Raw genomic sequence first — 24,042 nt, forward strand, 5'->3', positions numbered from 1 at the left:
AGCGTGTCCGGATGTCGCTCAAGCACGCCGTCCTCGCTGCTCTCCTGGAGGGCGAGGCCTCCGGATACGACCTGGCCAAGCTCTTCGACGTGTCCGTCGCCAACGTCTGGGCCGCCACTCCCCAACAGCTGTACCGCGAGCTCGACCGGCTCGCGGAGGCCGGTCTGATCGCGGCGCGCGTGGTGGAGCAGGAGCGGCGCCCCAACAAGCGGGTGTTCAGCCTCACGGAGCCGGGGCTGCGGGATCTGGCCGTCTACACGTCGGCGCCGCCGCGTCCCAGCGCGATCCGTGACGAGCTGCTGGTCCAGGTACAGGCCTGCGACGGGGGCGACACCGTGGCCGTCAGGTCGTTCGTGGCCCAGCGGATGGAGACGGCGCGGGCGAAGCTGGCCCGCTACGACCGGCTGCGCGACTGGATGCTGAACGGCCGGGACGAGGAGTGCTATCTGGACGAGGCCGAACGGGTGGGCCCGTATCTGACGCTCATGCGCGGCCGGTACTTCGAGGAGGAGAACCTGCGGTGGGGCGAGCAGGCGCTGGCGGTCCTCGACCGGCGCGCCGCCGCCCGGAGCGCGGTCACGGCGGGGCAGGGCTGACCGCTTCCCGGCGGAGTGACGCCGGTCCGGGCGCTGCGGTAACGTCACCGGCCGGCCACCGGATGCGCCGGTGGCGGCTCGGCACGATCGGGGACGACCACGGTGAACGTCGGTGACCTGGTGGAGGACTTCACCCTCCCGGACGAGACGGGCGCCCCGCGCTCCCTGACGGGGCTGCTCGCGGAGGGGCCGGTGGTCCTCTTCTTCTATCCGGCGGCGCTGACCCCGGGGTGCACGGCGGAGGCCTGTCACTTCCGCGATCTGGCGGCCGAGTTCCGGGCGGTCGGGGCGCTGCCCGTGGGCATCAGCGCGGACGACGTGGAGCGGCAGCGGGAGTTCACCGAGCGGCACTCGCTGGGGTTCCCGCTGCTCTCCGACCCGGACGGTGTCGTACGGGACCGGTTCGGCGTCACGCGTGGCTTCTCGCTCGCGCCGACGAAGCGGGTCACGTTCGTGATCGGCCGGGACCGGCGGGTGCGGGAGGTCGTCCGCAGCGAACTGCGGATGAACGCGCACGCCGACCGGGCCCTGGCCGCCCTGCGCACGGCCTGAGCGAGCACGCCTCTGGTCGGTCCGCCACCGGCCGGTCCGCCACCGGTCTCGGCCGCGAGGTGCGGGGGGCGTCCCCCGGACCCACCCCAGGTCTCCGCAGAGACCCACCCCTTAATACGAATGCCGGATACCTGTTTGATACGGTCACGGCGTGAGGCTGACGAAGTTCACCGATCTGGCGCTCCGTGCCGTGATGCGCCTGGCGGTCACCGCTCCGGACGAGTCCGTCACCACCCGGGAGGTGGCGGACTCCATGGAGGTGCCCTACGCCCACATGGCGAAGGTGGTGACCCGGCTCCAGCACCTCGGCGTGGTGGAGGCGCGGCGCGGCAGGGGCGGCGGCCTGGCCCTCACCGAGCGTGGCAGACACGCCTCGGTGGGCTGGCTGACCCGCACCCTGGAGGGCGAGGAGGAAGTCGTCGCCTGCGAGGGCGACCCTCCGTGCCCACTGCGCTCCGGATGCCGACTGCGCGGCACCCTGCGCCAGGCGCAGGAGGCGTTCTACCGGGTGCTCGACCCGATCACGGTGGAGGACCTCGTGGGCTCGCCCACCGGTCCCCTGCTGCTCACCCTCAGCCCACGCCCCACCGACTGACCTCTCCCCCAGGCGCCGCGCCCGCGGTGCGACACGTTCACCGTTAAATAGGTAGATCATCTACCAGATTGAGAGTTGCCATGCTGTCCGAGCAGGCCGTTCCGGTCGTCCGCGCCACCCTGCCCGCCGTCGGCGGCGCGCTCGACCAGATCACCGAGCGGTTCTACGGGCGTCTCTTCGCCGCCCACCCCGAGCTTCTGCGCGACCTGTTCAACCGGGGCAACCAGGCTGCCGGCGAGCAGCCCAAGGCCCTGGCCGGCTCCATAGCCACGTTCGCCGTCGCCCTCCTTGAGCACCCGGACACCCGGCCCGACGCCATGCTGTCCCGGATCGCCCACAAGCACGCCTCGCTCGGCGTCACGGCGGAGCAGTACAAGATCGTGCACGAGCACCTCTTCGCCGCCATCGTGGAGGTCCTCGGCGAGGCGGTCACCCCGGAGGTCGCCAGCGCCTGGGACGAGGTGTACTGGCTGATGGCCAACGCCCTGATCGCCATCGAAGCCGGGCTCTACCGGGAGGCGGGCGTCGGCGAGGGCCAGGTCTGGCATTCGATGGAGATCGCCGAGCGGCACGAGGAGACCCCCGACACGGTCTCCTTCGTCCTGCGCCACCCCGACGGCACCCCCACGGCGCCGTTCCGTCCGGGCCAGTACGTCAGCGTCCAGGTCGCCCTGCCCGACGGCGCCCGGCAGATCCGCCAGTACAGCCTCTCCACCGCCCCCGGCCACCCGCAGTGGCGGATCACCGTGAAGCGCGTCGACGGCGACCCGGCGGGCGAGGTCTCCTCCTGGCTGCACGCCCACGCCCGGCCCGGCGACCTCGTCCAGGTCTCCACCCCGTTCGGCGACCTCGTCCTGCCCGAGGGCGACTCTCCCCTGCTGCTCGCCTCGGCGGGCATCGGCAGCACGCCGATGCTGGCCATGCTCGACCACCTCGCGGCCACCGGTTCGAAGCGCCCCGTCGTGGTCGTGCACGCTGACCGCGCCCCGGTGACGCACGCGCACTCCGAGGAGATGCGCCGCCTCGTGGACGCGCTGCCGCAGGGCACGCTGCACCTCTGGTACGAGGAGCCCGGCGACTCCGGCGCCCGCCCCGGCTTCGCGGACGTCACCACCCTCGACCTCGCGACCGGCACGACCGCGTACCTCTGCGGCCCGCTCCCCTTCCTCCGCGGGGTCCGCGGCGACCTCATCGGCCGGGGCACCGCCGCCGCCGACATCCACTACGAGGTGTTCGGTCCCGACCTGTGGCTGGGCGCCGACGCCTGAACCGACCTTGATCGATCCTTCGATCCATAAGCATCATGGCGCTCCCGCCCCGGATACTGCATAGTGAGGCCCCATATGGGCCTCGCAATCAGCGGGCCTGTAAGGCACGGACGGAAGCGGCGGAAGCGATGGGATCGTTCGGATCGTCTGGATCGACGGGATCGTTCGGATCGATGCTCGGTGTCCAGGGCGCGGAACGCCCCGTACGGGGAATCGCCCTGGACATCGGCAGCTCCAGGACCCGCGCCTGGACCCCGGGCGCGGGCGTCTTCGCGAACGTTCCGTCCGGCCCGGTCCGGCGCGGTCGCGTGACCGAACCGGACTCGCAGCTGCGGCTGCTCCGCAGGCTCGCCGAGGCGGCGCCGGGTGGCGACGGCCACGACACCGTCGTCATGCTGACCCATCCGGTGCTCGCCGCCCCCGAGGAGCGGGCGGCCGCGCGGCGTCTGGTGGACGCCCTGGGCCCGACCCGGGTGATCGCCGTGGACAGCGCCCGCGCGGCGGCCGCCTACGCCGCTCCGGCGGGCGACGGCCCCCTCCTCGTGGTCGACCTCGGCGCCCGGCTGACGGAGGTCACGCTCGTGGTGGACGGCAACGTCACCGACGCCCGGCTCGCCGAGGTCGGCGTCGACGACCTCCCCGTGTCCGGCAGCGTGCCGGACACGGTGGCCGGGACCGCCGCGGACATGGTGAGCGACCTGTGGCGGCGCGACCGCACCGGCGCGGTCCGGGGCGCGCTGCGCCGAGGCGTCCTGGTGACGGGCGGCGGCGCACTGTGCCTGGACGTGACCGGACGTCTGGCGCATCTCCTGCGGGCCCGGGTCCGACTGGCCAACGACCCGCAGACCAGCGTGGTGAGGGGCGCCGGTCTGATGCTGGCCTCGGCACTGCGGCACCCGGCGGGAACGCCTCCCCGGGCCTGACGGCCGGACGCCGCCCTCAGGGACTCCTTCACGACCTCGCACCCTCACGCCGGGCCTCACGCCGGCCTCACGCCGAAGACCGCCGTCCTTCGCGGGCGGCGGCCTTCGGCGTTCCTCGGGGGCTGTGCCTCCACGGGCCTCCACGGGCCTCACGAGCTTCACTGGCTTCACTGGCCGCTACGGCTCGTACGGCCGGTCCCCGGGCCGGGTGGCCTCAGGCGGCGAACCCGAGGTTCGTCACGTACTCGTACTTGCCCCAGTCGGAGCCCAGATCGGCGATCTGGTCCACCCAGGCGTCGTCCAGGGCTCGCTCGTCGCCCGTGACCCAGGCGGCGACGATCCCGTCCCAGCGCCGGATGTTCAGGCTCCGGAATCCCAGCACCCGTTGGTGCGGCTGGGCCACCTGGGACTGGTTGACCGGGTGGAGTTCGACACGGGTGCCGCCCCGGGAGTTGAGCCGGGTGAGGAGGTACCGGGCGACGTTGAGCCGACGCACCGCCCAGTAGGCGCGGTCGATCCGGTCCAGATTGACCCTGTTCGGTCGGCGGTCCCCCGCCAGCCAGGCCTTGAGCGTGCGGTCGGTGACGGTCAGGCCCGCCGCCCGCGCCTGCCGCAGGGCGTGCGGCGACTTGCTCAGATAGTGCAGCCGGGCGAGGAGCCCGCGCCGACTGGTCACCGGGGAGGCGATGCCCTCGACGAGCCGGTCCAGCTGTCGCGCGGCGGCGGCGCTCCCCTTGATTCCCCGGGCACCGTAGTGCCCGAAGTCATGGGTGTTTTCGGGCACTCAGTTCTCCTCCTGCGCCGTGTAGACGTCCTTGACCTTCACTTCCGACACGCCCCGGCCCTCGGGGAAGACCCGTCGCCAGTCGCCGATGACGTGCAGTTCGTCGGTTCCCATGGCGCGGACGACGGCGAGCCCGGCGTCATGCGCCTTGTAGGCCTTCGTCCAGAGGTTGGCGAAGGCCTGGGAACGGATGATGTGCATCCAGTCGGGCCGGTACAGCTCCCGGTTGAAGTTCGACTCGCCCATGGTGGCGACGAACTTGGAGTACATCGCCTTCACGTACTCCACCGTGACCTCGTCTCCGGAGCCGATCGCTTCGGCACGCGCGTCACGCAGCGCGTTGCGGAACTTCTCCAGGAGGTTCTCGGTCGCACCCGAGGTGAAGGACTCGTGCACCACGGGCGGTTCGCACAGTCCGTACGCGGGCGAGGAGAGCCGCAGCAGCAGCCGGAGGGTCGGCTCGGTGATCCAGAGCGGTCCCGGCTCGTCGCGGGAGCCGAGCGGGTTCGGAAGGTGCTCGTCGTGCTTCCACTCGGACGGGGTGACGAGATGGACCCCGGCCCGCCGCCGGTCGTGCGCGCCGCCCGTGTGGTGTTCGAGCGCGCCCAGCGGCAGATGCGTCTTGAGCGCGCTGAGGTAGGCGCCGTTGATGTCGAGCGCCGTGATCTCCTGCGGACCCTCGGGCAGTGCGGAACGGGTCCACTTGGGGCGCGCCTCCCAGATCTCGTCCGCTCCGCGCGAGGTCTTCTTCCGCAGGATGCCGGGGAGCGGGGGGTGCCCGACGATCTCGTAGCGGGCTCCGGTGCGGCACAGATCAAGCAGGGCCATGGCGTCGGGAATGGCCGTCCGCACGAGGTCGGCGGTGGCCGCCTCGGTGTCGCCGCCGTGCCGCTCCAGCGCCTCGCGCACGGACTCCTGGACGGTCCCCAGGGGCGTGGGCGCGGCATCCTGGAACGCCCGCCGGGTCGGCGTCCGCACCGGACGCTCCTTCTTCCCGGGGGTCGAGGCCGGGGCGGGGTCCTTCTTCGCGGGGTCCGGGCCAGGGGTGGCGGGGTCCCTCTTCGCGGGGGCCGAGCCCCGGATGGCGAGGGCCTCCTTCGCAGGGGCTTGAGAAGTCGGTTCCTGCTCCGCCGGGGCAAGGGCAAGAAGAGGGACGGAAGCCGGAACCGGGGCCGGGACGGTCGGCGCGGCGCCGCCGCACTCGGCGGGGTCGAGGTGCTGGGCGAACCCCTCGACCTCGTCACGCGCCGGATGCCCGCACAGCACGCACGGACGCGGTACGGCCGCCTCCTCGAGGCCCTCCTCCGAGGCTGCGGTTTCCGGGGCTACGGTTTCCGGGGCCGCGCCTTCCGGAGCCAGGGCCTCCCGGGTCGCACCTTCCAGGGCGGCGGGCCCTCGGCTGGGCTCCGTCTCGGCGGCTTCGAGTCGGGTGCGCAGCCCGTCGAGGAGGTAGGCGTAGCGCGTCCTGGTCTCGCCTGACGGTTCACGGCCGGTCTCCCAGCCGGTCAGGGTGGACGGGCTGACGCCGAGCGCCCTGGCCACCTGAGCCTTGGTCAGCCGCGCGGTCTCCCGCAGCCGTACCCGCTCTTCGGGGGCGGGTAGTTCCGCCTCCGGCACGACGCCCGCCAGGAGTGCGTCGACCGCGTCGAAGTCCGTCACTGCCGCCCCGCCTCCACAACCCGCTCCACGGCCGCCACCCTACCCGTCGGCCCCGGACGCGGCCGGTTCCGGGGCGTGCGCCCGGCGGCACCTCCGGCGGTCTCGGTGTCCTCGGTGGCGCCTCGGGAAGTCCGGGAACGACAGAGCCCCGGCTGGACGGGGGATTCCAACCGGGGCCGATCTGCCGCGACGGGAAGAGCGGTCACCTCTGGGGGGGACCTGGGGACCGGGCCCCTTCGCCGTCACACAAGTATGAACGGTAAACCTTTCCCGAATGTTCCGAGCATTCCCGTGTGGGTGATGTGAGTCACCTCACCCGATTTCGCCGGTTCTCGTCAGTCTTTTTCGGGCCGGTAGACGGCACCCGGTTCCGCCTTGCCGGGGGCGAGGAGTTCCGGGACCGTCACGAACGTGAAGCCGCGCCGCTTCAGTTCGTCGATGATCGGCGGCACGGCGGGGACCGTGCCGTCGTAGATGTCGTGGAGCAGGATGATGCCGTCGCCGTGCGCCTGGTCCAGCACGCGCTGTCGAATGAGATCCGAGTCGGTGGTGGAGTAGTCCTTGGCGGTGATGCTCCACAGGACCTGGGCGAGACCGAGTTCCCGGCTGACCTCGGAGACCGTGTCGTCGGTACGGCCCTGGGGCGGGCGCATGAGGGTGGGCCTGCGGCCGGTGATCTTCTCGACGGCGTCCTGGGTCCTGGACAGCTCGTCGCGGACCTCCGAGGCGTCGAGGTCGGTCAGGATGCGGTGGGTCCAGGTGTGGTTGGCGACCTCGTGCCCCTCGTCGGCTATGCGCCTGACGACCTGCGGGTAGCGGTCGACGTGCTTGCTGCCCAGCAGGAAGAAGGTCGCGGGGACCTGCTTCTCCTTGAGGATGTCGAGGAGCCGGGGAGTGTCCTTGCCGGGCCCGGCGTCGAAGGTCAGCGCGATGCACTTGACCTTGGCGCAGTCGACGCGGCGCGCGTCGCCGCCCGTCTTGCCGTCCGACCGGGCGTCCTCCGGAGTCACCGTGTCCATGCCGCAGCCGCCGAGCGTCAGCGCCAGCGACACAGCGGCGAGCACCGCGACGCCCGCTCCCTTGCGTCGCGCCAGCCTGGATCGGAACATGTCGTAACCCGCCTTCCCCGTCAGTCCTTCGAGACAGCCGGAACCGCCTGGTCAGGGCGGTTCACTCAACCGATCAAGAACTCTACACACGGTGTATAGCGCCATCACGGGCGGGGTAGGCGCGGCCCCTGCCGGACACCTGCGGCACCTGCGAAGCCTCCGCTCCGACTCGGGGCCGCCATCGGCTCGTGGCGGGTTCGCCCGAGGAGTGCCGCGCCCTCTGCTCCCGTTCGAGCACATGGGACCGACAGCACGGCGTTCGCCGCCCCCGACAGGCCGGGACATCGCGGTACCCCGCCCAAGGACTCCCCCAGCCTCGGTCCCCAGGACCAGAGCGAAGCCGACGTTCTACGCGGCGCAGCCCCTTCGCGCACACGTCACGGTTCTCGCACACGTCACGGACAGGCAGACATTCACGGACCGCACACACCTCACGGACGCACACGCGCCATAGGCCACGCATGTGTCATAGGCCGCACATGTGTCATGGGCCGCTTACTTCCACAACCCACGGTTCCGCCCTCAGCGGGAGGCCAGCAGCAGTCGAGCCTCGGTCTCCTGGTCGCCGGAGACCGCTTGCAGGGACTGGATGTCGAAGCCGACGGCAAGCACCTTCTCGACCTCGTCGACGGCGTGGTAGCCGCCGGTGAGCGTGGCGCCGACCGGCGCCGACAGGTGGGTGGGGCGCACGCCCCGGTGTGGCCCTCCCGCCGTGTCGAAGGTGGCCGCCCAGACGGTGACAGCCGGGCCCGTGGACCCCTCCGGGCTCGGGGGCGCCCCGTCCTCCAGTTGGTAGACGCCGTCGAGGACGTCGAAGACGGCTTGGGCGTCCTCCTGGCAGCAGCCACTGAGCTGCACGGTGACGTCGGTGTCGATGTGCATGTCGGCCACGTCGCTCATCTCCTCGCGCCCGCCGGTCGCGCCCTGCGTCCCCCCTCGCGCCCGGCATACCGGCCCACTCCTCATGTCACGTCTCCAGCATCCCTCTCGGGACCCCCGCCCGCGAGGCCCGGCCTCCTTCCCGTCGGCGGTCCCGCCACTCAGGGCCATGTGGTCGCGCGCCCGCGCCGGGAACCCCGCCGGGGACCCCTCGCCGCCTTCCCACGCCGGAACCGGGCGAGCAGCCCGCCCCGAGTCGACCTGCCGGGCCTTCGCTCGACCAGCACCGCCGTCCCGATCGACGGCACCCCTGCCGAAGCCACCGCGTCCGGCAACCGGGACGCCGACGAAAGCGAAGGCGAAGGCACTGCCACGGCCGGTGAGGGCACCACGGCCGGCGACGACGCCACGGTCGACGGCAGCGAGAGCGGCACCGCGACAGGTGCCACCGAGAGCGGCGCCGCGACCGGCGGCACGGACGGTCCCGCAGTCGGCGGCATCGCAGGCGTGGGCGGCACCGAACGGACGGGCGGCACCGAGGGCGCCACGTCCGTCCACGACCGCAGCCCGCTCCTCACGCCCCACTCGCCCGGATGCGGTGCCTGCCGGTCGCCTCGGGCTTCGTCCAGGGCCAGCGCCAGGCTCAGCCGATGCCAGAGGATCTCGTCCGGGTCGTCGGCCCTCATCAGCCGCTCGACGAGGTCCCGGGTCGACTCGGCCCGCGCCGGGACCCCCGGGGGCGGCGGCGGGCGCAGCCGGTCGAGGTGATGACGCTCGTACGGGTCGTCGACGACCTCGGCCACCTGGACCGGGTCGAGCAGGGCGGCGATGGCCGCGGCCTTGGCCCACGGGTCGCCCGTGGCTCGGAGCTGCACTCCGAGCCTGCGGGCCCGCCAGTTCCTGGGGCGCAGGTCCTCGCCGGCGGCGAGGCGGTCCCGGAGTTCCCGGGGGAGCCGCCCGGTGAGCAGCTCGGGGCAGAGGAGGCCGAACTCGGCGACCTCTTCGGCGAGGTACGTCCACACCACCGCCCGGTAGCGGTTCAGGGAGAACCGCACCGGGTTGAGGTGCCCGGTCCTGACCAGCCGGGTGAACCGCTCGGGCGTGATCTCCAGAAGCGCGGCGGCCTCGCCCGTGCCGATCGCCCGCACCCGGTCGCGCAGCCCCGCAGGGAAGTCGGGCGCGGCTTTGAACCGGTCGATCTCACGCTGTTCGACCCGCCGCCGCCCGCTCTCCCCCGCCGGTACCGTCCTCACCAGGCCCAGTTGGACCGCGAGCTGGAACTCGTCGCGCCTCAACTCCAGTTCTTGTGCGGCCCGCCCCGGTGTCACCGTGCGCATGCCCTCGTCGACCGTCATGCCGTGGCCCTCCCCCGTATGTCTGTGTGCTCTCCGTGTCGCGGACCTCTCGGACCCGCCCCACGAAAGTAACTCAGAGTGAGGAAGTGTGCACGACCTGTGGATAACTCTCTGTGGATAACTTCCCTCAGGGCCTCAGAACACCCCACCGCCCGGCTGTCGCGCCTCCACGGCGAGGTGCTCGCCGACCCGGTTGACCAGCAGCGTCATCTCGTACGCCACCTGACCGACGTCCGCTTCCGCCGCGCTCAGCACACACAGGCAACTTCCCTCCCCCGCCGCGGTGACGAAGAGCAGCGCCTCGTCGAACTCGACCATCGTCTGGCGTGCCCTGCCCGCCCGGAAGTGCCTGCCCGAGCCCCGCGCGAGGCTGTGGAGCCCGGAGGAGACGGCCGCCAGATGCTCGGCGTCCTCCCGCGCGAGCCCGCTGCTCGCCCCCGTCACCAGGCCGTCGTTCGACAGCACCAGTGCGTGCCGTATGGAGCCGACGCGTTGGGTCAGGTCGTCGAGCAGCCAGTCCAGTCCCTTGTCCAGTGCCATCAGTGGTCCTCCCCCTGCATGGTGCGTTCCCTCCGGCCGGGACCCCCGTGGTCCGGGCCGCCATGGTCCGCCGTATCGCCGCAAGCCTTACGCACTGTCGTGGACAGAGCAAGCACTGCACACCGCCGCGCGTTCCGCCAGGAACCCTGCCCACCTGGCCGAATCCTGATGCGGATCAACTGGCTTCGGTCGGAGACGGCGGAAGCGGAACCACTTCCCGATGTTCGATGTCAACGCACCCTTCTGCCAGGGCACTTCACTGTCTACGGTGGACATGCCGGGCAGTCGTGCCCGGGAGAGGCGGTGGAGTGTGGCACGAGTACCCGGGAAACTGCGCGGACTCCTTCCCTCCGCCCGGCGCGCGCCGGGGGCCGAAGCACCCGCCCCCGCGCGCCCCCGGCAGGGACACAATCTCTTCGAGGCGGCGGCGGAGTACGTGGCCGCGTGCGCAGAGGACGATCAGGCGCGGGCCGAGGAGGCGGCGAGCCGGGTCTCCCCGGGAATGCTGTCGTTCGGCGTCAACGAACTGGCCTGCCGGGCACTGCTGACGCTGGCCCGGGAGCGGAACGAGTCGCCGGGCGCCGTGGCACGCTCGCTCCTCGGCCTCCGGGAGGAACCGGCCCGGCACCCCGCAGGCGGAGCCTGATTCCCGCACACGGAGCCTGTCTTCCGGCCGAGCGGTGCCTGGCTTCCCCGCCGTGCGGATCCTGATTCCCAGCCACCGCGCAAGGGGTCGTTTCGGCGATAGAGGTCACGGCGACGGAGTATGGACAGTTCTCCCTCCGGGCCGGTTAAGGTGCGCCGACTACCGGACGGGAGGCCGTGGTGGATGGTACGGACCCGATCGCCGAGGGTGACGCCGACGCCTTGTTCGTGCTCACTGCGGCGCTTCTGACACCCGCGCGCTTCCCGAGCGTGCTCGGCGACGACTATCCGGCGGCCTGTGCCGCGCTGGGGCTCGCGCCGTACGCGGAGGGGTACGGGTTGCTGTTCGGGCAGGACGGGCTCGGGGCGCGCTGGACGGTGGTCGTGGACGACGTGCCGCTGGTCGCGGTCGCCATCGCCTCCTGGGACTGCGGCATGGCCTACGACCTGTCGCCCGACGAGCGTGCGGTGGTCGCCGGGCTGCCGGGCTGGCCGCTTCCCGTGGCGACGCACGCGCCGGGGGTGCCCGCGCCTCACGATCCGGAACCCGAGGAGGGCGATCCCGCTCCGCTGGTGCCGCCCTCCGGCGAGGTCTGGGGGCCCGCTCAGCGCCGTCTGGGCGCCGACGAGGTGGCGCGCCAGTGGTCGCTCTGGCGGGCCCGGGTGGACGAGGACGGGACTCTCGGTCGGCCCGGTGCCGTCGACGGCACCCTCTCGTCCGCCGCCCCCACCGTTGCCGTCCCTTTCCTCTCGTCCGCCGTCCCCGTCACGGGTGTCCCGGCCGCCCCTGCGCCCGCTCCCGACCCCTACGCCGGTGTCCGAGAGGCGCTCGATCAGCTCCGCCGCTATCTCAGGGAGCCGCCTCCGGTCGGCCGGGTGCGGTCCGACGCGGAGCCGGACGGGGGCGGACGGACACTGCGGGCCGACGGTCCCGGCTGGTCTCTGGTGGCCCGGAGTGACGACATGGCCTTCGTCCTCCTCGACGAACTGCCCCGCGAGGTACTTCCGGTGGCCCGGGGAGCCCGGCTGCCCGCCCTGCTCGCGGGGCTCGACGCGATGGCCGTTCGCCAGTCCTGAACGGCCCCTCCCACTCGCCCCTCCCACTCTCCGCTCCCGCTCTGCCTCCCCACTCGTCCGCCTGCTCGGAGGGAGTCATCGCGCCCCATAGGAAACCGGTCGGTGATGTGGGCCGAAGCCATGGCCCGGAGGTGGGTGTGCGCCGCACGATGTGGCGCCCACCTCTTCCCCTCGTCCCACCGGAGGCCCGCCATGCGCCTGTTCCCAGGCGTCTCCCTGCTCGCCGCACTCCTGACCGGGGTCACCGTCCTCGCTCCCGCGAGCCCCGCCGGGGCACAGGAACGGACCGCCGGGCACTGCGCCCGGCAGGACCGGCTCCGCGTTCCCGGAGCCGAACACCAGCAGTCCGCCTGTCTGGGCGACCTGACGACCACCGGGCTCGCCGGGACCCCGTACACCGACACGGCGGACCAGGCCGGTCTGGCCGCGCGGGCGACCCGTACCCCCTCGGGTGTGCCGGGGGTCCAGATCGACGGCTACTTCCCCGACGACTCGCACCTCAACGCCACCCACGGTTGGGCGCACGACGCACAGTTCGTCATCCGGCTGCCCGACCACTGGAACGGCGGACTCGTCGTCACGGGCGCGCCGGGTACCCGTCGGCAATACGCGACGGACGTGCTGATCTCCGACCAGGTCCTGGCCCAGGGCTACGCCTACGCCGCCACCGACAAGGGCAACACCGGTCCGGACTTCTTCACGGACGGCCGAAAGCCGGGGGACGCGGTCGCCGAGTGGAACCGTCGGGTGACCGAGCTGACCCTGGCCGCCCGGCAGGCCGTACGGCAGCGCTACGGCCGGGCCCCCGGGCGGACGTACATGACGGGCATCTCCAATGGCGGCTATCTGACGCGCTGGCAGCTGGAGAACCGGCCCGAGCTGTACGACGGCGGGGTCGACTGGGAGGGGGTGCTGTGGACGGCGCAGGGGCCGAACCCGTTCGCGAGTCTGCCCGTGACGGTGGCCCGGTCGCTGGGCCGGGCCACTGACGAGGATCTGATCCGGGCGGGCTTCGCGCCCGGATCGCAGTTCCTGTGGCCGTACCACGAGAAGGTCTACTGGGGGCTGACGCAGAAGGTCTTCCGGGCCGAGTTCGACCCGTCGTACGATCCGGCGTGCCCCGGTACCACGGCCGGCGGCACCACTGAGCAGATCTTCGCGCCCTGTGCCTCGGATGCCTCGTACGACTACGCCAGGCGTCCCGCCGCCGTCCACCGCGCGGTGGCGCGGGTCTCGCTCACGGGCAGGATCGGCAAGCCGCTCATCACGCTCCACGGGGATCTGGACACCCTGCTGCCCATCGGCACCGATTCGGATGTGTACGCGCGGATGATCGACGGTCAGGGCCGGGGCGGGCTGCACCGGTACTACACGGTGCGGGGCGGCACGCACTCCGACGGTCTGTACGACACGTATCCGGAGCGGCTGCGGCCGATCCTGCCGTGCTACCGCTCCGCGTTCGACGCGCTGACCCGCTGGGTCGAACGGGGTGCGGAGCCTCCCCGGGACCGGACGATCGACCGGCCCGTCGGCGGTGACCCGGTCAACTCCTGTTCGCTGAAGGACTGAACCGGTCCCCTGTCGGGTTCGGGTGATGCCGAACGGGGCAGGTGCCGCTCTTCCGCCGGGTTCAGACCCGTTCCAGCGGGCGGTGCGGGCCCTCGGGCAGTTCGGCGCGGATCGGGTCGCCGGGTCGGATCTCGCCGCCGGTGCGGACGATGCCCATGATCCCGGCTTTGCGGACGATCTCGCCGTTCTCGTCCCGGCCGAGGACCTGCTTGAGGAGCCCGTGGCGGAAGTTGTCGATCTGGGCACACGGGTTGCGCAGACCGGTGACCTCGACGACGGCGTCGGCGCCGAGGTACAGCAGAGCCCCGGTCGGCAGAGCGAGGAGGTCGATGCCCCGGGTGGTGACGTTCTCGCCGAGGTCGCCGGGGGCCACCTCGAAGCCCGCGCCCGCGACCTCGTCGAACAGTTCGGCGTGGATGAGGTGGACCTGGCGCAGATTGGGGCGGGTCGGGTCCTGGGCGACACGGGAGCGGTGCTTGACGGTCACGCCCGCGTGGACGTCGCCCTCCACACCGAGCCCGGCGAGGAGGGTGATGCTCTCCCGGTTGGGTTTGGTGAACGAGTAGTCACCGTTGCTGCTGACTGTGGTGACCGTTGCGTCGCTCATGAGGAGCCCCCTCGTCGAACCGATGATCACATCGGTGGTGGTGAGTGATCCTGCTCGACCCTACTCCGCCCCCTCGGACCGCAGCGGGGCCCCCACCTCGTGCAGATGCCCGAGGGCCTCACGGTACGAGTCCACGAAGCCGGTCTCCGTGTACGGGACGCCCAGGGCGGCGCAGTGCGCGCGTACGGCGGACTGGGCGAGTCGCAGGTGCGGGCGGGGCATGCTCGGGAAGAGGTGGTGCTCGATCTGGTAGTTGAGACCACCGAGGAACCAGTCGGTCAGCGCCCCGCCCCGGATGTTGCGCGAGGTGAGCACCTGGCGTCGGAGGTGACCCCAGCTGTCGCCGTCCGGGTGCTCGTCGGGACGTTCCATGCCCTTGTGGTTGGGGGCGAAGGCCATGCCCAGGTGCACCCCGAAGAGCATGTGGTGGAGCAGGGCGAAGGCGAGTGCCTGGGCGGGGGTGAGGAAGGCGAACAGCAGGGCCGTGTACCCCGTGAAGTGAGCGAGCAGGAGGCCGCCTTCGACGAACCGTTCACGCCGGGTGCGGCAGGGGCCGTCCTGTGCGAGCAGGGAGCGCACCCCGTACACCTTGAGCGCGATGCCCTCCAGGGTCGTCAGGGGGAAGAAGAGCCGGGCCTGGTGGCGGGTGAGGAAGCCGCGCAGTCCGGTGCGGCCGGTGGTCTGGTGCTCGGCGAAGACGAGGATGTCGGCGGCGACGTCCGGGTCCTTGTCGAGGTGATTGGGGTGGGCGTGGTGGCGGTTGTGCTTGTCGTTCCACCAGTCCCGGCTCATGCCCAGGAGAAGGTTGGCATGTACGAGTTGGACGATCCGGCCGATCCTGCGGTCGGTGGTGATCTGGGCGTGGCCGGCGTCGTGGCCGACGAAGGCGACGCGGGCGGAGAGCAGGGCGAGGGGTACGGCGAGCGGCAGGGCCCACCAGGAAGGGCCGGTCAGGGCGAGCCCGGCGACCACGGCGGCGATGCCGAGCAGGTTGACCGCGATGCCGCGGGTGTACCACCAGGGGCGGCGTTCGAGGAGTCCCTGTTCCCTGACCACGCGCAGGAGCGGGGCGAACTCGCTGCCGGTCCTGGCGGCAGGGGGCGTGACGACGGGGGCGGACGCCGCACCGGGGGCGGTTGCCAGGACGGGTGTGACGGCCGGTGGCGGAACAGTGGCCTGGGACATGGCGGGGCTCCGGGTTCTGTGGGTGAAACGGTCGGTGGGCGCCTACCGAGAACGTACGGAGAAGGGGTCGGTTCGAGCCATGGCGTCACCACCCGGCCCGCGCCGGGGGCACGCCGGGGGCGGAGGGTAGGGAGATCCCCCGGTCGTTTTCCGCCACTTCCTTCCCGCCATCAGTCGTGACGGGGATCACAGGTCGACCGTCTGCATGAAATCGGGGGCGCGGGGTATCCTCGGCCGCTCAGTCTTCAGGTAGTCAAATTTGAGGAATGTGTTGTCACTGTCGCCCGGACTCGACGATCCGACCCGCGAACCCTCCCGTGAAACCGCCCTCGACCCGGCCCAGGAGCCGGACCGCGCACTCGTCCGCCACTCCGCCGTCCTCCTCCCCGCCGACCCGCCCCGGGCCGGCCGGATCGCCTTCTGGGCACCGGACGGCGAGCCGCTGCCCGACCTTCCGTACGGCACCACCGAGCTGACGGTCGTGGACGGCGCCACCCTCAAGGCCGTGGCCGTCCCGGCGTACGCCCTCCCCGTACGGGACGCCTTGCCGCTGCTCATCCGTGCCCGGTTCGCCGACACCGCCTCGCCCGCCGCCGCCTTCTGGGGCGCCGCCACGCTCCTCGCCCTCGGCTTCCTCGCCCGGGGGCTGATCCTGCCCGGCCTCACCCCCGGCGACCACGACGCCTGGCGGGCGGGGCCGCTGGGCCCCGACGAGCTGGCGGAACTCCGTACGCTCGCCGCTTCGATGCCGCCCACCGCCCATGCCGTACCCTTGCCGCCCTCGACGGCGGACGGCGCGCCGTTCCTGCCCGAACCCGAGGCGCTGCTCCGGTCCTTCGTCGACGCGGTCGCGGACGTCCTGCCCCGCACTCCCGCGGCTCCGCTCGCGGCCGGTGGGGCCGCCTTCGCCGACTCCGCCACCGAAGCGTCCCGGCCCGTCCCCGAACACCGGGCCTGGGCCGCCGACGTGGCGGCCGTGCACGACGCCGGGGTACGGCTCTCGCTCCGGCTCGAACTGCCCGGCTTCACCTCCGCGTCGCGCGAGGCGCCCGCCTTCCGGGCCGTCCTGCAACTGCACGACGTCGCCGATCCCGCGCTTGTCGCGGACGCGGCCGAGGTGTGGGCGGGCGCCGGACGCACCGCGGCGGCGTTCGGCCCCCGGGCCCGGATGGACGCTCTGCTCTCCCTGCGGCGTGCCGCCCGCGCCTGGCCCCCGCTGGCCCCGCTGCTCTCGGCCGCCGTGCCGGACACCGTCGAACTCGCCGACGAGGACGTCGCGGAACTCCTCGGCCCGGCGGGCCCCGCCCTCGCAACGGCCGGGGTCCAGGTGCACTGGCCGCGTGAACTGGGCGACCGGCTCACCGCGAGCGCGGTGATCGGCCCGGTGGACGAAGGGCGACCCACCCCCGGAACCGGCCCCGAGGGCGTCACCGCGCACGCCTCCCCCACGTCCGGGGAGGCCGAAGAGTCCTCCACCGGCTTCGCCGCATCCGGCCTCCCCTCCTTCCTCTCCGCCGACGCCGTGCTGGGCTTCCACTGGCGCTTCGCCGTGGGCGACCGGGAACTGACCCGGACCGAACTGGACCGGCTCGCCGAAGCCGGACGTCCCCTGGTGCGGCTTCGGGACCGCTGGGTGCTCGTCGACCCGGCCGACGTGCGCCGCGCCCGCGACCGGCACGACCGCAAGGTCACTCCTGTGGACGCCCTCTCCGCCGTTCTCACCGGCACCACCGAGGTCGACGGGCGTACGGTCGAGGTGACGGCGACCGGCCCGCTCGAACGGCTGCGGAAGCGGATCACCGCGCCCGAGGACGCCAGGACCGGGCTCGCCCAGCCCGCCGCGCTCGCCGCGACCCTGCGCGACTACCAACTGCGCGGGCTCGACTGGCTGCACCGGATGACCTCGCTCGGTCTCGGGGCCTGCCTCGCCGACGACATGGGGCTCGGCAAGACCATCACCCTGATCGCCCTGCATCTGCACCGGCAGACGGATCCGGACACCGCAGGGCCCGCCCTGGTCGTCTGTCCGACCTCCCTCATGGGCAACTGGCAGCGCGAGATCGAGAAGTTCGCGCCGGGCACCCCGGTCCGGCGTTTCCACGGCGCCACCCGCACCCTCGACGACCTCCCCCGCGGCGGTTTCGTCCTCACCACGTACGGCACCATGCGGCTCGACGCGGCGCGGCTCGCCGAGCGAAGCTGGGGACTCGTCGTCGCGGACGAGGCCCAGCACATCAAGAACCCGTATTCGGCGACGGCCCGGCGACTGCGGACCATCGGCACACGCGCGCGCGTGGCGCTGTCCGGCACGCCGGTGGAGAACAACCTCTCCGAACTGTGGGCCATCCTCGACTGGACCACACCGGGGCTGCTCGGCGGTCTCGGCGCCTTCAGGACCCGGTTCGCCACCGCCGTGGAAGGCGGTACGGACCCGGCGGCCGCCGCACGGCTCGCGGCGCTCGTCCGCCCGTTCCTGCTCCGGCGCCGCAAGTCGGACCCCGGCATCGCGCCCGAACTGCCTCCGAAGACCGAGACCGACCGGGCCGTCTCCCTGACGCCGGAACAGGTCGGCCTGTACGAAGCCGTCGTACGCGAGACGCTCGCGGCCATCGCCGAGGCCGACGGCATGGCCCGCCGGGGACTCGTCGTGAAGCTCCTCACCGGCCTCAAGCAGATCTGCAACCACCCCGCCCAGTACCTCAAGGAGGAGCGGCCGAACATCGCCGGCCGCTCGGGCAAGCTGGAACTGCTCGACGAACTCCTCGACACGATCCTCGCCGAGGGCGCCGGCACGCTCGTCTTCACCCAGTACGTCGCCATGGCGCGGCTCCTGGAGACCCATCTGTCCGCGCGGGGCGTACGGACACAGTTCCTGCACGGCGGCACCCCGGTGGCCGAACGGGAGGCCATGGTCGCCCGCTTCCAGAACGGAGAGGTACCGGTCTTCCTGCTCTCCCTCAAGGCGGCGGGCACGGGCCTCAACCTCACCCGCGCCGAACACGTGGTGCACTACGACCGCTGGTGGAACCCCGCCGTCGAGGCGCAGGCCACCGACCGTGCCTACCGGATCGGCCAGGACCGGCCCGTCCAAGTACACCGCCTGATCGCCGAGGGCACGATCGAGGACCGGATCGCGGCCATGCTCGACCGCAAGCGGGCGTTGGCGGACTCCGTCCTCGGCGCGGGCGGCGACACGCCCCCCGAACTGACCGAACTGACCGACGCCGAGCTGGCGGAGCTCGTACGACTGCGAGGGGACGGACGATGACCGGCTACGCACACGGGGACGAGGAGCGGACCTTCGCCGCGCTGCCGCCCACTCTCGGCGGCGGTTTCACCCGGACCTGGTGGGGCAGGGCGTGGCTCAAGGCGCTTGAGGACACGGCGCTCGACGGGCAGCAGCTCAAGGCGGGGCGCCGGAACGCGCGGGCGGGCGCGGTGGGTGCCGTGTCGGTGCGGCCCGGCCGGATCACCGCCGTGGTCAAGGACCCCGACGGCACCGCGTACCGGAGCGACGTCCTGGTGCGGGAGTTCGCCGACGAGGAGTGGGACCGGTTCCTCGACCTGGCCGTGGACAGCGCGGGGCACATCGCGGCGCTCCTCGACCGGGAGATGCCGCCGCACCTCGTGGAGGACGCGGCGGGGGTGGGGCTCGACCTGCTGCCGGGGATCGGCGATCTCGACCCGGAGTGCGGCTGCGAGGCCTGGGACCACTGCCCGCACACCTCGGCGCTCTGCTACCAGGTGGCGCGGCTGCTCGACGAGGACCCCTTCGTCCTGCTGCTCCTGCGCGGGCGCGGCGAGCGCGCCCTCGTCGACGAACTCCAGGCGCGCAGTGCCTCGCGGGCGGCTCATGGTGCGACCGGCGCGGGCGACACGCCGGATGCGGACGGGGACGCCGACCCTGGCGGAATGCCCGGTGTGTCGGCCGAGGAGGCCTACGCGTGCGGGTTCCTCCTGCCGCCGCTGCCCGAGCCTCCGGCCCTCCCCGGGGCGCCCGGTGCGACGCCGTCGCTGGACACCGAGACGGACCCGGAGCCGGGAGTGGACCCGACGGCCCTGGAGTTCCTGGCGGCGGACACGGCGGCCCGCGCGTACCGGCTGCTGGCCGATGCGCTGGCGGAGGGGGCGTCCGGGGCGGCGTTTGCCGGGCCGCCCCTGACGGTCGCCCAGGACGCGGTGCGGCTCGCGGCGGGCTTCCCCGCGTCGTGGATCGCGACCCGGCTCGCCACCGGTTCGGGTCGGTCTCGGGCGGATCTGGACCTGGCCACGCGCGCGTGGCGGTTCGGCGGCGCCGCCGGTCTCGCCGTACTGGAGGAGGAGTGGACGCCGGACGCCGAGACCCTGGCGTGGGCCGGGACCCGACTCGCGGAGTCCTGGGAGGACGACGACCGGCCGGCGCTGCGGCGCGCCGGGGGCGCGCGGTGGACGGCGGTGGGCACGGAGGCGCAGGTGCGGCTCGGCGCGGACGGGCGCTGGTGGCCTTATGCCAAGTCCGGTGCGCGCTGGTCGCCCGCCGGTCCCCCGGACCGCGATCCGTCGACGGCGCTGGCGACCGCCTTCGCCTCGGCCGATACGGGGGTGGGGGCCGGTGGCGCTAGCGGAGTCGGTGGTTGAGTTTGCCCCCGGTGGCGGCGGTGGCGGCCAGGCTGCACGCGACGTGCTGTGAGCCGAGGAGGTAGCTCGTGCGGTACGGGTACTGGACGAAGGTGGTCCAGCGGGTGCCGAGCGGCTGGCGTGCGGCCTTGAGCCGCAGCGGTTCGCGGCAGAGCCGGGTGGCCGCTTCCCTGATCTCGTCGTCGGTGGGGTAGCGGCCGGTCAGCCGGGGCCGGGCGACGAGTTCGGCCTGGTGCGGCGTGTCGCAGTCGTGGCGGACGGCGGTTCCCGGCGCGGCGCGGTCGATGTCGAAGCAGTCGCCGACGCGCAGACGCTCGAAGGAGACGGCCCGGCCGGGCGCGGGTGCCGTCGGCGTGTGCGAGCGGCGGGCTGGGCCGTGACCGGTGGCTTCGGTACGGGAGTCCGCCGAGGGCGTGGTGCCGACGGGCGCCTTCGGCGTTTCCCCGCCGGGCGGGCCCGTCATGCCCGCCTCGGCCGAGGGCGTGCCGCTCGTGGACAGGATGGTCGTGGGCGTGTCGGTCGTGGGCGTGTCGAGTCCGGACGCGCCGGGGGCTGCCGTCTCGGCCAGGGGCGCGACGGTGACCGTGGTGCCGTCGGGCCGGGCACCGCCGAATGCTCCCGGCTCGCCGTTCGGGGTGTCGGTGGTCCGATCGTCGGTGGCGACGGCGGGCGGATCGCCGCCCGGCCGTCCTTCGAGGACCGGCGTCTGCCCCGACCTGACGGTCAGGAAGGCGGCTGCCACAAGACCTGCCACCAGCATCGGGACGACCGGCACGCCGAACCGGCAGGCACGCCGCGCGGCCGGTCCGGGCCGGGGCGCGCCGAGCCGGGCGATCCGCGGGGACCAGCCGGAATCGGCCCCGGGCCGGCCGGAACGTGCGGCTGGTGAAGACAGGGGCGGGAACGGAGCCGGGGACGCCGCCGGGGGCTGCGCGGGCGATACGGGGGCGGGCTCGCGCTCCGGCGGCGGGGCGGCGGTCGGCGGGTGGGGCACGCCGTCAAGGTTCACCCGTCGGCGCCTTCGCGGCCACCTTTTTTCGGCCACCGGCCCCTCCCCGTACAGAACCGTGACAATCACCGACCGCGCTCGCGTCCAGCGGCTCCCCGACGCCCGTCCCGTCATCAGGCGACCCGCAGACCCAGCTGACGGGCGGCACCCTCGACCGTCTGCGCGAGGAGCACGGCGATGGTCATCGGGCCGACGCCGCCCGGGACCGGGGTGATGAGGGAGGCCCGCTCGGCGGCCGAAGTGAAGTCGACGTCGCCGATGTTGCCCGGGTTGTACCCGGCGTCGACGACGACGGCTCCCGGCTTGATGTCGGCGCCCTTGATGAAGTTCGGCTTGCCGACGGCGGCCACGAGGATGTCGGCCTCGCGGACCACGGAGGAGAGGTCCTCGGTGCGGGAGTGACAGTAGGTGACGGTGGCGTCGCGGCCGAGGAGGAGCAGTCCCGCGGGCTTGCCGAGGATCGCGCTGCGTCCGACGACGACGGCCCGCTTGCCGCGTGGGTCGACGTCGTACGCGTCGAGGAGGCGCATGATGCCGCCCGGGGTGCAGGACACGAAGCCGGGGAGGCCGAAGCCCATGGCGGCGAAGGACGTCATGGTCACGCCGTCGACGTCCTTCTCCGGGGCGATCGCCTCGAAGGCGGCTCGCTCGTCGATGTGCGGGCCGACGGGGTGCTGGAGGAGGATGCCGTGGACTTCGGGATCCGCGGACAGCGCGGTGATCTCGGCGACGAGTTCCTCTGTCGTCGTGGTGGCGGGCAGCTCGACGTGCCGGGAGCGGATTCCGGCCTTGGCGCAACGATTCCGCTTCATCTTCACGTACGTCACGGAGGCCGGGTCGGCGCCGACGAGGACCGTGGCGAGACAGGGGGTGACGCCGGTGCGGCGGGTGATCTCGGCGGCGCGGGCGGCGGTCTCCTCGACCGTACGGCGGGCGAGGGCCGTGCCGTCCATGAGGGTGGCGGTGCTGGGGGACATGGCGACTCCTGGGCGTCGTGTCTGACCGGTGGCTCGCCCAGGCGCACGGCATCGGTACGGGCGCCGCGCCGGGCGCGGCCCCGTCGGGCCGCTCCCCGGTGGTCGTCCACCTCAAGCGCCAGTCACGGCCCGAGGCCAACTCTACGTGAGCACTCTGGGGGCGGCGGGGCCTGCCCACCCGGACCGGGCCCGGCTACCGCCGTCGCCGCCGGACTTGAAGGGCAGGTCGCGGCCGACTCCTGCACGGGGCGCACTCCCCCGGGCCTGACACCACGCGGACGGCCGGACTCGGCGCGGCCCTTCGCGACTGACCGCCGAGGCCCGACAGGAACGGCAGGAACGGCAGAACAGAGGGGTCTGGCAGACCGGACAGGCTTGCGGAATGGGCAGGGCTGGCCGCCGTTCAGACCCGGAAGAGCCAGACGGGGACGGACAGACTGACCATCTACACGCAACAGGCCGGGCGAGAGCGGGGACGACAGACCAGACCGGCCCGGCGGCCCGGTGGGCCGAGCAGACTCGGCGTATCCGGTGCGTCCTGCGCGGGCTGTGCGTCCGGCGGTACAGGCTCGTCCCGCCGCCTCCGACTCCGACTCCGACAGCGCAGCCGGCACAGCCGACACAGGCGGCACAGGCGTGTCCCGGCGAGTCTCCGCCGTCAGCCGTCGGAGTGCTTGTCGGCGGCTCGCTCGCGCACGACGATGAGCGCGACAGGCCGGGACGACCTCGACGGGGAGGCCGAGTTGAGCGGTATGCGGGTGGCCGGGCGGACGGATGGGGACCCGGAGGCCGGAGACCCACCGTCCCCCGACGGTACGGCCGGACGGCCGGCGTCGGGGGCGGGCAGGGGCGCGGGGGCCGGGCGAGCACCCGCGCGAGGCGAGGCGGACGCCCGGCAGCCGCGCCCGCTGGTCGCCGCGTCGTGGCGGCGCTCGGCACGCGCGCGCGTGAGCCCGGACGGATCGGCGCGGGTCGAGTGGGACGAGGACGAGTTGGCCGCGCACCGGGACGCTCATCCGCTGGCGGCGGTGATGCCGCTGATCCGCGAGTTGACGGGGGTGTACGCGACGGACGGGGAGCATCTCGTCGCGGTCTGCGACGTGGCCGGGCGGCTGCTGTGGGTGGAGGGCCATCCGTCCGTGCTGCGCAAGGCACGCCGGATGAACTTCGTGGCCGGGGCCCGCTGGTCGGAGACGGCGGTGGGGACGAACGCGCCGGGGACGGCGCTCGCCGTCGACCGGCCGGTGCAGGTCGTCGCGGCCGAGCATTTCCGGCATCCGGTGCGCGCGTGGACCTGTGCCGCCGCCCCCGTGCACGACCCGCACAGCGGGCGGGTCCTGGGCGCGGTCGACATCACGGGCGGCAGCGGTCTGGCGCACCCGCACAGTCTGGGGTTCGTCCAGGCGGTGGCGCGGGCGGCGGAGTCCCAGCTGGCGCTCGCGGGGCCCGCTCCGCAGCCCGGCGGGCTGCGGCTGACCACGCTGGGGCGGGACGAGGCGATTCTCTCGGCGGGCGGGCGGCGGGTCCGGCTGAGCCGTCGGCACAGCGAGATCCTGGTGCTCCTCGCGCACCGGGCGGAGGGGGTGGGCGGCGAGGAACTGCTCACGCTGCTCTACGAGGACGAGTCGGTCACCCCGGTGACGCTGCGCGCGGAGCTGTCCCGGCTGCGGGCGGTGCTCGGTCCCGGGGTGCTGCGCTCGCGTCCGTACCGGCTCGCGGGCGTGGTGGACACCGACTTCGCGACGGTGGAACGGCGGTTGGCCTCGGGGGCGGTGGCGGCGGCTGCCGGGGCGTACGCGGGTCCGCTGCTGCCCGGCTCGTCCGCTCCCGCGGTGGTACGGCTCCGGGAGCGGCTCGCGGCCCGGATGCGTGCCGCCCTGGTGGACCGGGGCGACCCGGGACTGCTGGCCGACTGGGCGTACAGCACGTGGGGGGAGGACGATGTGACGGTCTGGCGGGCGCTCTGCGCGGCCGTTCCGGCGGAGCTGCTGCCTCCGGTCCGGGCCAGGCTCGACTGCCTGGAGGCCGAGCTGTCGGCCGGTGCAACGCTCTTGCAACGTCCGGTCCCCCACACTCGCCGGTGAGCGCCGGTCAGG

Annotated in this window: 22 protein-coding genes; 12 read left to right on the forward strand and 10 right to left on the reverse strand. The window is 73.1% G+C overall.

Features of this window, described 5'->3' with window-relative positions:
* The first annotated feature begins 11 nt into the window (after positions 1 to 11).
* The 5 genes from BU197_RS10535 to BU197_RS10555 all read left to right on the forward strand — a co-directional run bounded on the left by BU197_RS10535 (position 12) and on the right by BU197_RS10555 (position 3,934).
* Complete coding sequence (locus BU197_RS10535) at positions 12 to 596, forward strand: PadR family transcriptional regulator (protein ID WP_188268001.1); 585 nt, start codon at positions 12 to 14, stop codon at positions 594 to 596.
* A gap of 102 nt (positions 597 to 698) precedes the next feature.
* Entirely contained in the window at positions 699 to 1,148 is a 450-nt protein-coding gene (locus BU197_RS10540; protein WP_188268002.1) for a peroxiredoxin, read from the forward strand.
* Between the two features lie 151 nt (positions 1,149 to 1,299).
* Positions 1,300 to 1,743, forward strand: coding sequence for an RrF2 family transcriptional regulator (locus BU197_RS10545; protein WP_188268003.1), 444 nt, complete (start codon positions 1,300 to 1,302; stop codon positions 1,741 to 1,743).
* Between the two features lie 80 nt (positions 1,744 to 1,823).
* Positions 1,824 to 3,011, forward strand: coding sequence for a globin domain-containing protein (locus BU197_RS10550; protein WP_188268004.1), 1,188 nt, complete (start codon positions 1,824 to 1,826; stop codon positions 3,009 to 3,011).
* 173 nt (positions 3,012 to 3,184) lie between these two features.
* Positions 3,185 to 3,934, forward strand: coding sequence for a rod shape-determining protein (locus BU197_RS10555; protein ID WP_188268005.1), 750 nt, complete (start codon positions 3,185 to 3,187; stop codon positions 3,932 to 3,934).
* A gap of 214 nt (positions 3,935 to 4,148) precedes the next feature.
* Here BU197_RS10555 and BU197_RS10560 read toward each other — a convergent pair whose 3' ends face one another.
* The 6 genes from BU197_RS10560 to BU197_RS10585 form a co-directional block, all read right to left on the reverse strand.
* A complete protein-coding gene (locus tag BU197_RS10560) occupies positions 4,149 to 4,718 on the reverse strand; it encodes a transcriptional regulator (RefSeq protein WP_188268006.1) in 570 nt (189 codons plus the stop codon).
* On the reverse strand, positions 4,719 to 6,377 hold the full coding sequence (locus tag BU197_RS10565) for a helix-turn-helix domain-containing protein (RefSeq protein ID WP_188268007.1): 1,659 nt from the start codon (positions 6,375 to 6,377) through the stop codon (positions 4,719 to 4,721).
* Positions 6,378 to 6,712: 335 nt separating this feature from the next.
* Complete coding sequence (locus tag BU197_RS10570) at positions 6,713 to 7,486, reverse strand: polysaccharide deacetylase family protein (protein WP_188268008.1); 774 nt, start codon at positions 7,484 to 7,486, stop codon at positions 6,713 to 6,715.
* Between the two features lie 522 nt (positions 7,487 to 8,008).
* Entirely contained in the window at positions 8,009 to 8,386 is a 378-nt protein-coding gene (locus tag BU197_RS10575; protein WP_188268009.1) for a hypothetical protein, read from the reverse strand.
* Positions 8,387 to 8,526: 140 nt separating this feature from the next.
* Positions 8,527 to 9,720, reverse strand: coding sequence for a DUF6397 family protein (locus tag BU197_RS10580; RefSeq protein WP_188268010.1), 1,194 nt, complete (start codon positions 9,718 to 9,720; stop codon positions 8,527 to 8,529).
* Between the two features lie 135 nt (positions 9,721 to 9,855).
* Positions 9,856 to 10,260, reverse strand: coding sequence for a roadblock/LC7 domain-containing protein (locus tag BU197_RS10585; RefSeq protein ID WP_188268011.1), 405 nt, complete (start codon positions 10,258 to 10,260; stop codon positions 9,856 to 9,858).
* Between the two features lie 310 nt (positions 10,261 to 10,570).
* Here BU197_RS10585 and BU197_RS10590 point away from each other — a divergent pair, with 310 nt between their 5' ends.
* The 3 genes from BU197_RS10590 to BU197_RS10600 all read left to right on the forward strand — a co-directional run bounded on the left by BU197_RS10590 (position 10,571) and on the right by BU197_RS10600 (position 13,551).
* Complete coding sequence (locus tag BU197_RS10590) at positions 10,571 to 10,906, forward strand: hypothetical protein (RefSeq protein WP_188268012.1); 336 nt, start codon at positions 10,571 to 10,573, stop codon at positions 10,904 to 10,906.
* Between the two features lie 179 nt (positions 10,907 to 11,085).
* Positions 11,086 to 11,982: a hypothetical protein gene (locus BU197_RS10595; protein WP_188268034.1), complete on the forward strand. Its 897-nt coding sequence runs from the start codon at positions 11,086 to 11,088 to the stop codon at positions 11,980 to 11,982.
* Positions 11,983 to 12,174: 192 nt separating this feature from the next.
* Positions 12,175 to 13,551 (forward strand): tannase/feruloyl esterase family alpha/beta hydrolase, encoded by a 1,377-nt coding sequence (locus tag BU197_RS10600; RefSeq protein ID WP_188268013.1) that lies wholly within the window; start codon positions 12,175 to 12,177, stop codon positions 13,549 to 13,551.
* Positions 13,552 to 13,612: 61 nt separating this feature from the next.
* Here the strand turns inward: BU197_RS10600 and BU197_RS10605 are convergent, their stop codons facing one another.
* Together BU197_RS10605 and BU197_RS10610 are read right to left on the reverse strand one after the other, a co-directional pair.
* Positions 13,613 to 14,158 carry an MOSC domain-containing protein gene (locus tag BU197_RS10605; protein ID WP_188268014.1) on the reverse strand — a complete coding sequence of 182 codons (546 nt, stop codon included), beginning with the start codon at positions 14,156 to 14,158 and terminating at the stop codon, positions 13,613 to 13,615.
* Positions 14,159 to 14,218: 60 nt separating this feature from the next.
* The gene (locus tag BU197_RS10610) at positions 14,219 to 15,343 is read right to left on the reverse strand and encodes a fatty acid desaturase family protein (RefSeq protein WP_188268015.1); all 1,125 of its coding nucleotides are present in this window, start codon (positions 15,341 to 15,343) and stop codon (positions 14,219 to 14,221) included.
* 277 nt (positions 15,344 to 15,620) lie between these two features.
* Between BU197_RS10610 and BU197_RS10615 the strand changes: the two genes are divergently transcribed.
* Together BU197_RS10615 and BU197_RS10620 are read left to right on the forward strand one after the other, a co-directional pair.
* A complete protein-coding gene (locus BU197_RS10615; RefSeq protein ID WP_411158475.1) occupies positions 15,621 to 18,611 on the forward strand; it encodes an SNF2-related protein in 2,991 nt (996 codons plus the stop codon).
* Positions 18,608 to 19,960, forward strand: a complete 1,353-nt coding sequence (locus tag BU197_RS10620) for an SWF or SNF family helicase (protein WP_188268017.1) — start codon at positions 18,608 to 18,610, stop codon at positions 19,958 to 19,960. Before BU197_RS10615 ends, BU197_RS10620 begins: the two co-directional genes overlap by 4 nt.
* Here BU197_RS10620 and BU197_RS10625 read toward each other — a convergent pair.
* Positions 19,941 to 20,720, reverse strand: a complete 780-nt coding sequence (locus tag BU197_RS10625; RefSeq protein ID WP_188268018.1) for a hypothetical protein — start codon at positions 20,718 to 20,720, stop codon at positions 19,941 to 19,943. The two genes, BU197_RS10620 and BU197_RS10625, sit on opposite strands and share 20 nt — an antisense overlap.
* Positions 20,721 to 21,082: 362 nt before the next feature.
* Positions 21,083 to 21,946 (reverse strand): bifunctional 5,10-methylenetetrahydrofolate dehydrogenase/5,10-methenyltetrahydrofolate cyclohydrolase, encoded by an 864-nt coding sequence (locus tag BU197_RS10630; RefSeq protein ID WP_188268019.1) that lies wholly within the window; start codon positions 21,944 to 21,946, stop codon positions 21,083 to 21,085.
* Between the two features lie 17 nt (positions 21,947 to 21,963).
* On the opposite strand from BU197_RS10630, the gene BU197_RS30965 reads away from it, so the two are divergent.
* Positions 21,964 to 22,095, forward strand: a complete 132-nt coding sequence (locus BU197_RS30965) for a hypothetical protein (RefSeq protein WP_262928238.1) — start codon at positions 21,964 to 21,966, stop codon at positions 22,093 to 22,095.
* Between the two features lie 603 nt (positions 22,096 to 22,698).
* Entirely contained in the window at positions 22,699 to 24,030 is a 1,332-nt protein-coding gene (locus tag BU197_RS10635; RefSeq protein ID WP_188268035.1) for a GAF domain-containing protein, read from the forward strand.
* The last annotated feature ends 12 nt before the right edge of the window (positions 24,031 to 24,042 follow it).

It is taken from the genome of Streptomyces sp. CBMA291 (assembly GCF_014596525.1).
In the GTDB taxonomy this organism is placed as follows: Bacteria; Actinomycetota; Actinomycetes; order Streptomycetales; family Streptomycetaceae; genus Streptomyces.

What these genes read in the sequence shown, in the direction of transcription:
- BU197_RS10535 (WP_188268001.1), top strand. Translation starts at nt 12, where the DNA reads ATGTCGCTCAAGCACGCCGTCCTCGCTGCTCTCCTGGAGGGCGAGGCC.
- BU197_RS10550 (WP_188268004.1), top strand. Translation starts at nt 1,824, where the DNA reads ATGCTGTCCGAGCAGGCCGTTCCGGTCGTCCGCGCCACCCTGCCCGCC.
- BU197_RS10555 (WP_188268005.1), top strand. Translation starts at nt 3,185, where the DNA reads ATGCTCGGTGTCCAGGGCGCGGAACGCCCCGTACGGGGAATCGCCCTG.
- BU197_RS10570 (WP_188268008.1), bottom strand. Translation starts at nt 7,486, where the DNA reads ATGTTCCGATCCAGGCTGGCGCGACGCAAGGGAGCGGGCGTCGCGGTG.
- BU197_RS10575 (WP_188268009.1), bottom strand. Translation starts at nt 8,386, where the DNA reads ATGAGCGACGTGGCCGACATGCACATCGACACCGACGTCACCGTGCAG.
- BU197_RS10580 (WP_188268010.1), bottom strand. Translation starts at nt 9,720, where the DNA reads ATGACGGTCGACGAGGGCATGCGCACGGTGACACCGGGGCGGGCCGCA.
- BU197_RS10585 (WP_188268011.1), bottom strand. Translation starts at nt 10,260, where the DNA reads ATGGCACTGGACAAGGGACTGGACTGGCTGCTCGACGACCTGACCCAA.
- BU197_RS10600 (WP_188268013.1), top strand. Translation starts at nt 12,175, where the DNA reads ATGCGCCTGTTCCCAGGCGTCTCCCTGCTCGCCGCACTCCTGACCGGG.
- BU197_RS10605 (WP_188268014.1), bottom strand. Translation starts at nt 14,158, where the DNA reads ATGAGCGACGCAACGGTCACCACAGTCAGCAGCAACGGTGACTACTCG.
- BU197_RS10610 (WP_188268015.1), bottom strand. Translation starts at nt 15,343, where the DNA reads ATGTCCCAGGCCACTGTTCCGCCACCGGCCGTCACACCCGTCCTGGCA.
- BU197_RS10620 (WP_188268017.1), top strand. Translation starts at nt 18,608, where the DNA reads ATGACCGGCTACGCACACGGGGACGAGGAGCGGACCTTCGCCGCGCTG.
- BU197_RS10625 (WP_188268018.1), bottom strand. Translation starts at nt 20,720, where the DNA reads ATGCTGGTGGCAGGTCTTGTGGCAGCCGCCTTCCTGACCGTCAGGTCG.
- BU197_RS10630 (WP_188268019.1), bottom strand. Translation starts at nt 21,946, where the DNA reads ATGTCCCCCAGCACCGCCACCCTCATGGACGGCACGGCCCTCGCCCGC.
- BU197_RS10635 (WP_188268035.1), top strand. Translation starts at nt 22,699, where the DNA reads ATGCGGGTGGCCGGGCGGACGGATGGGGACCCGGAGGCCGGAGACCCA.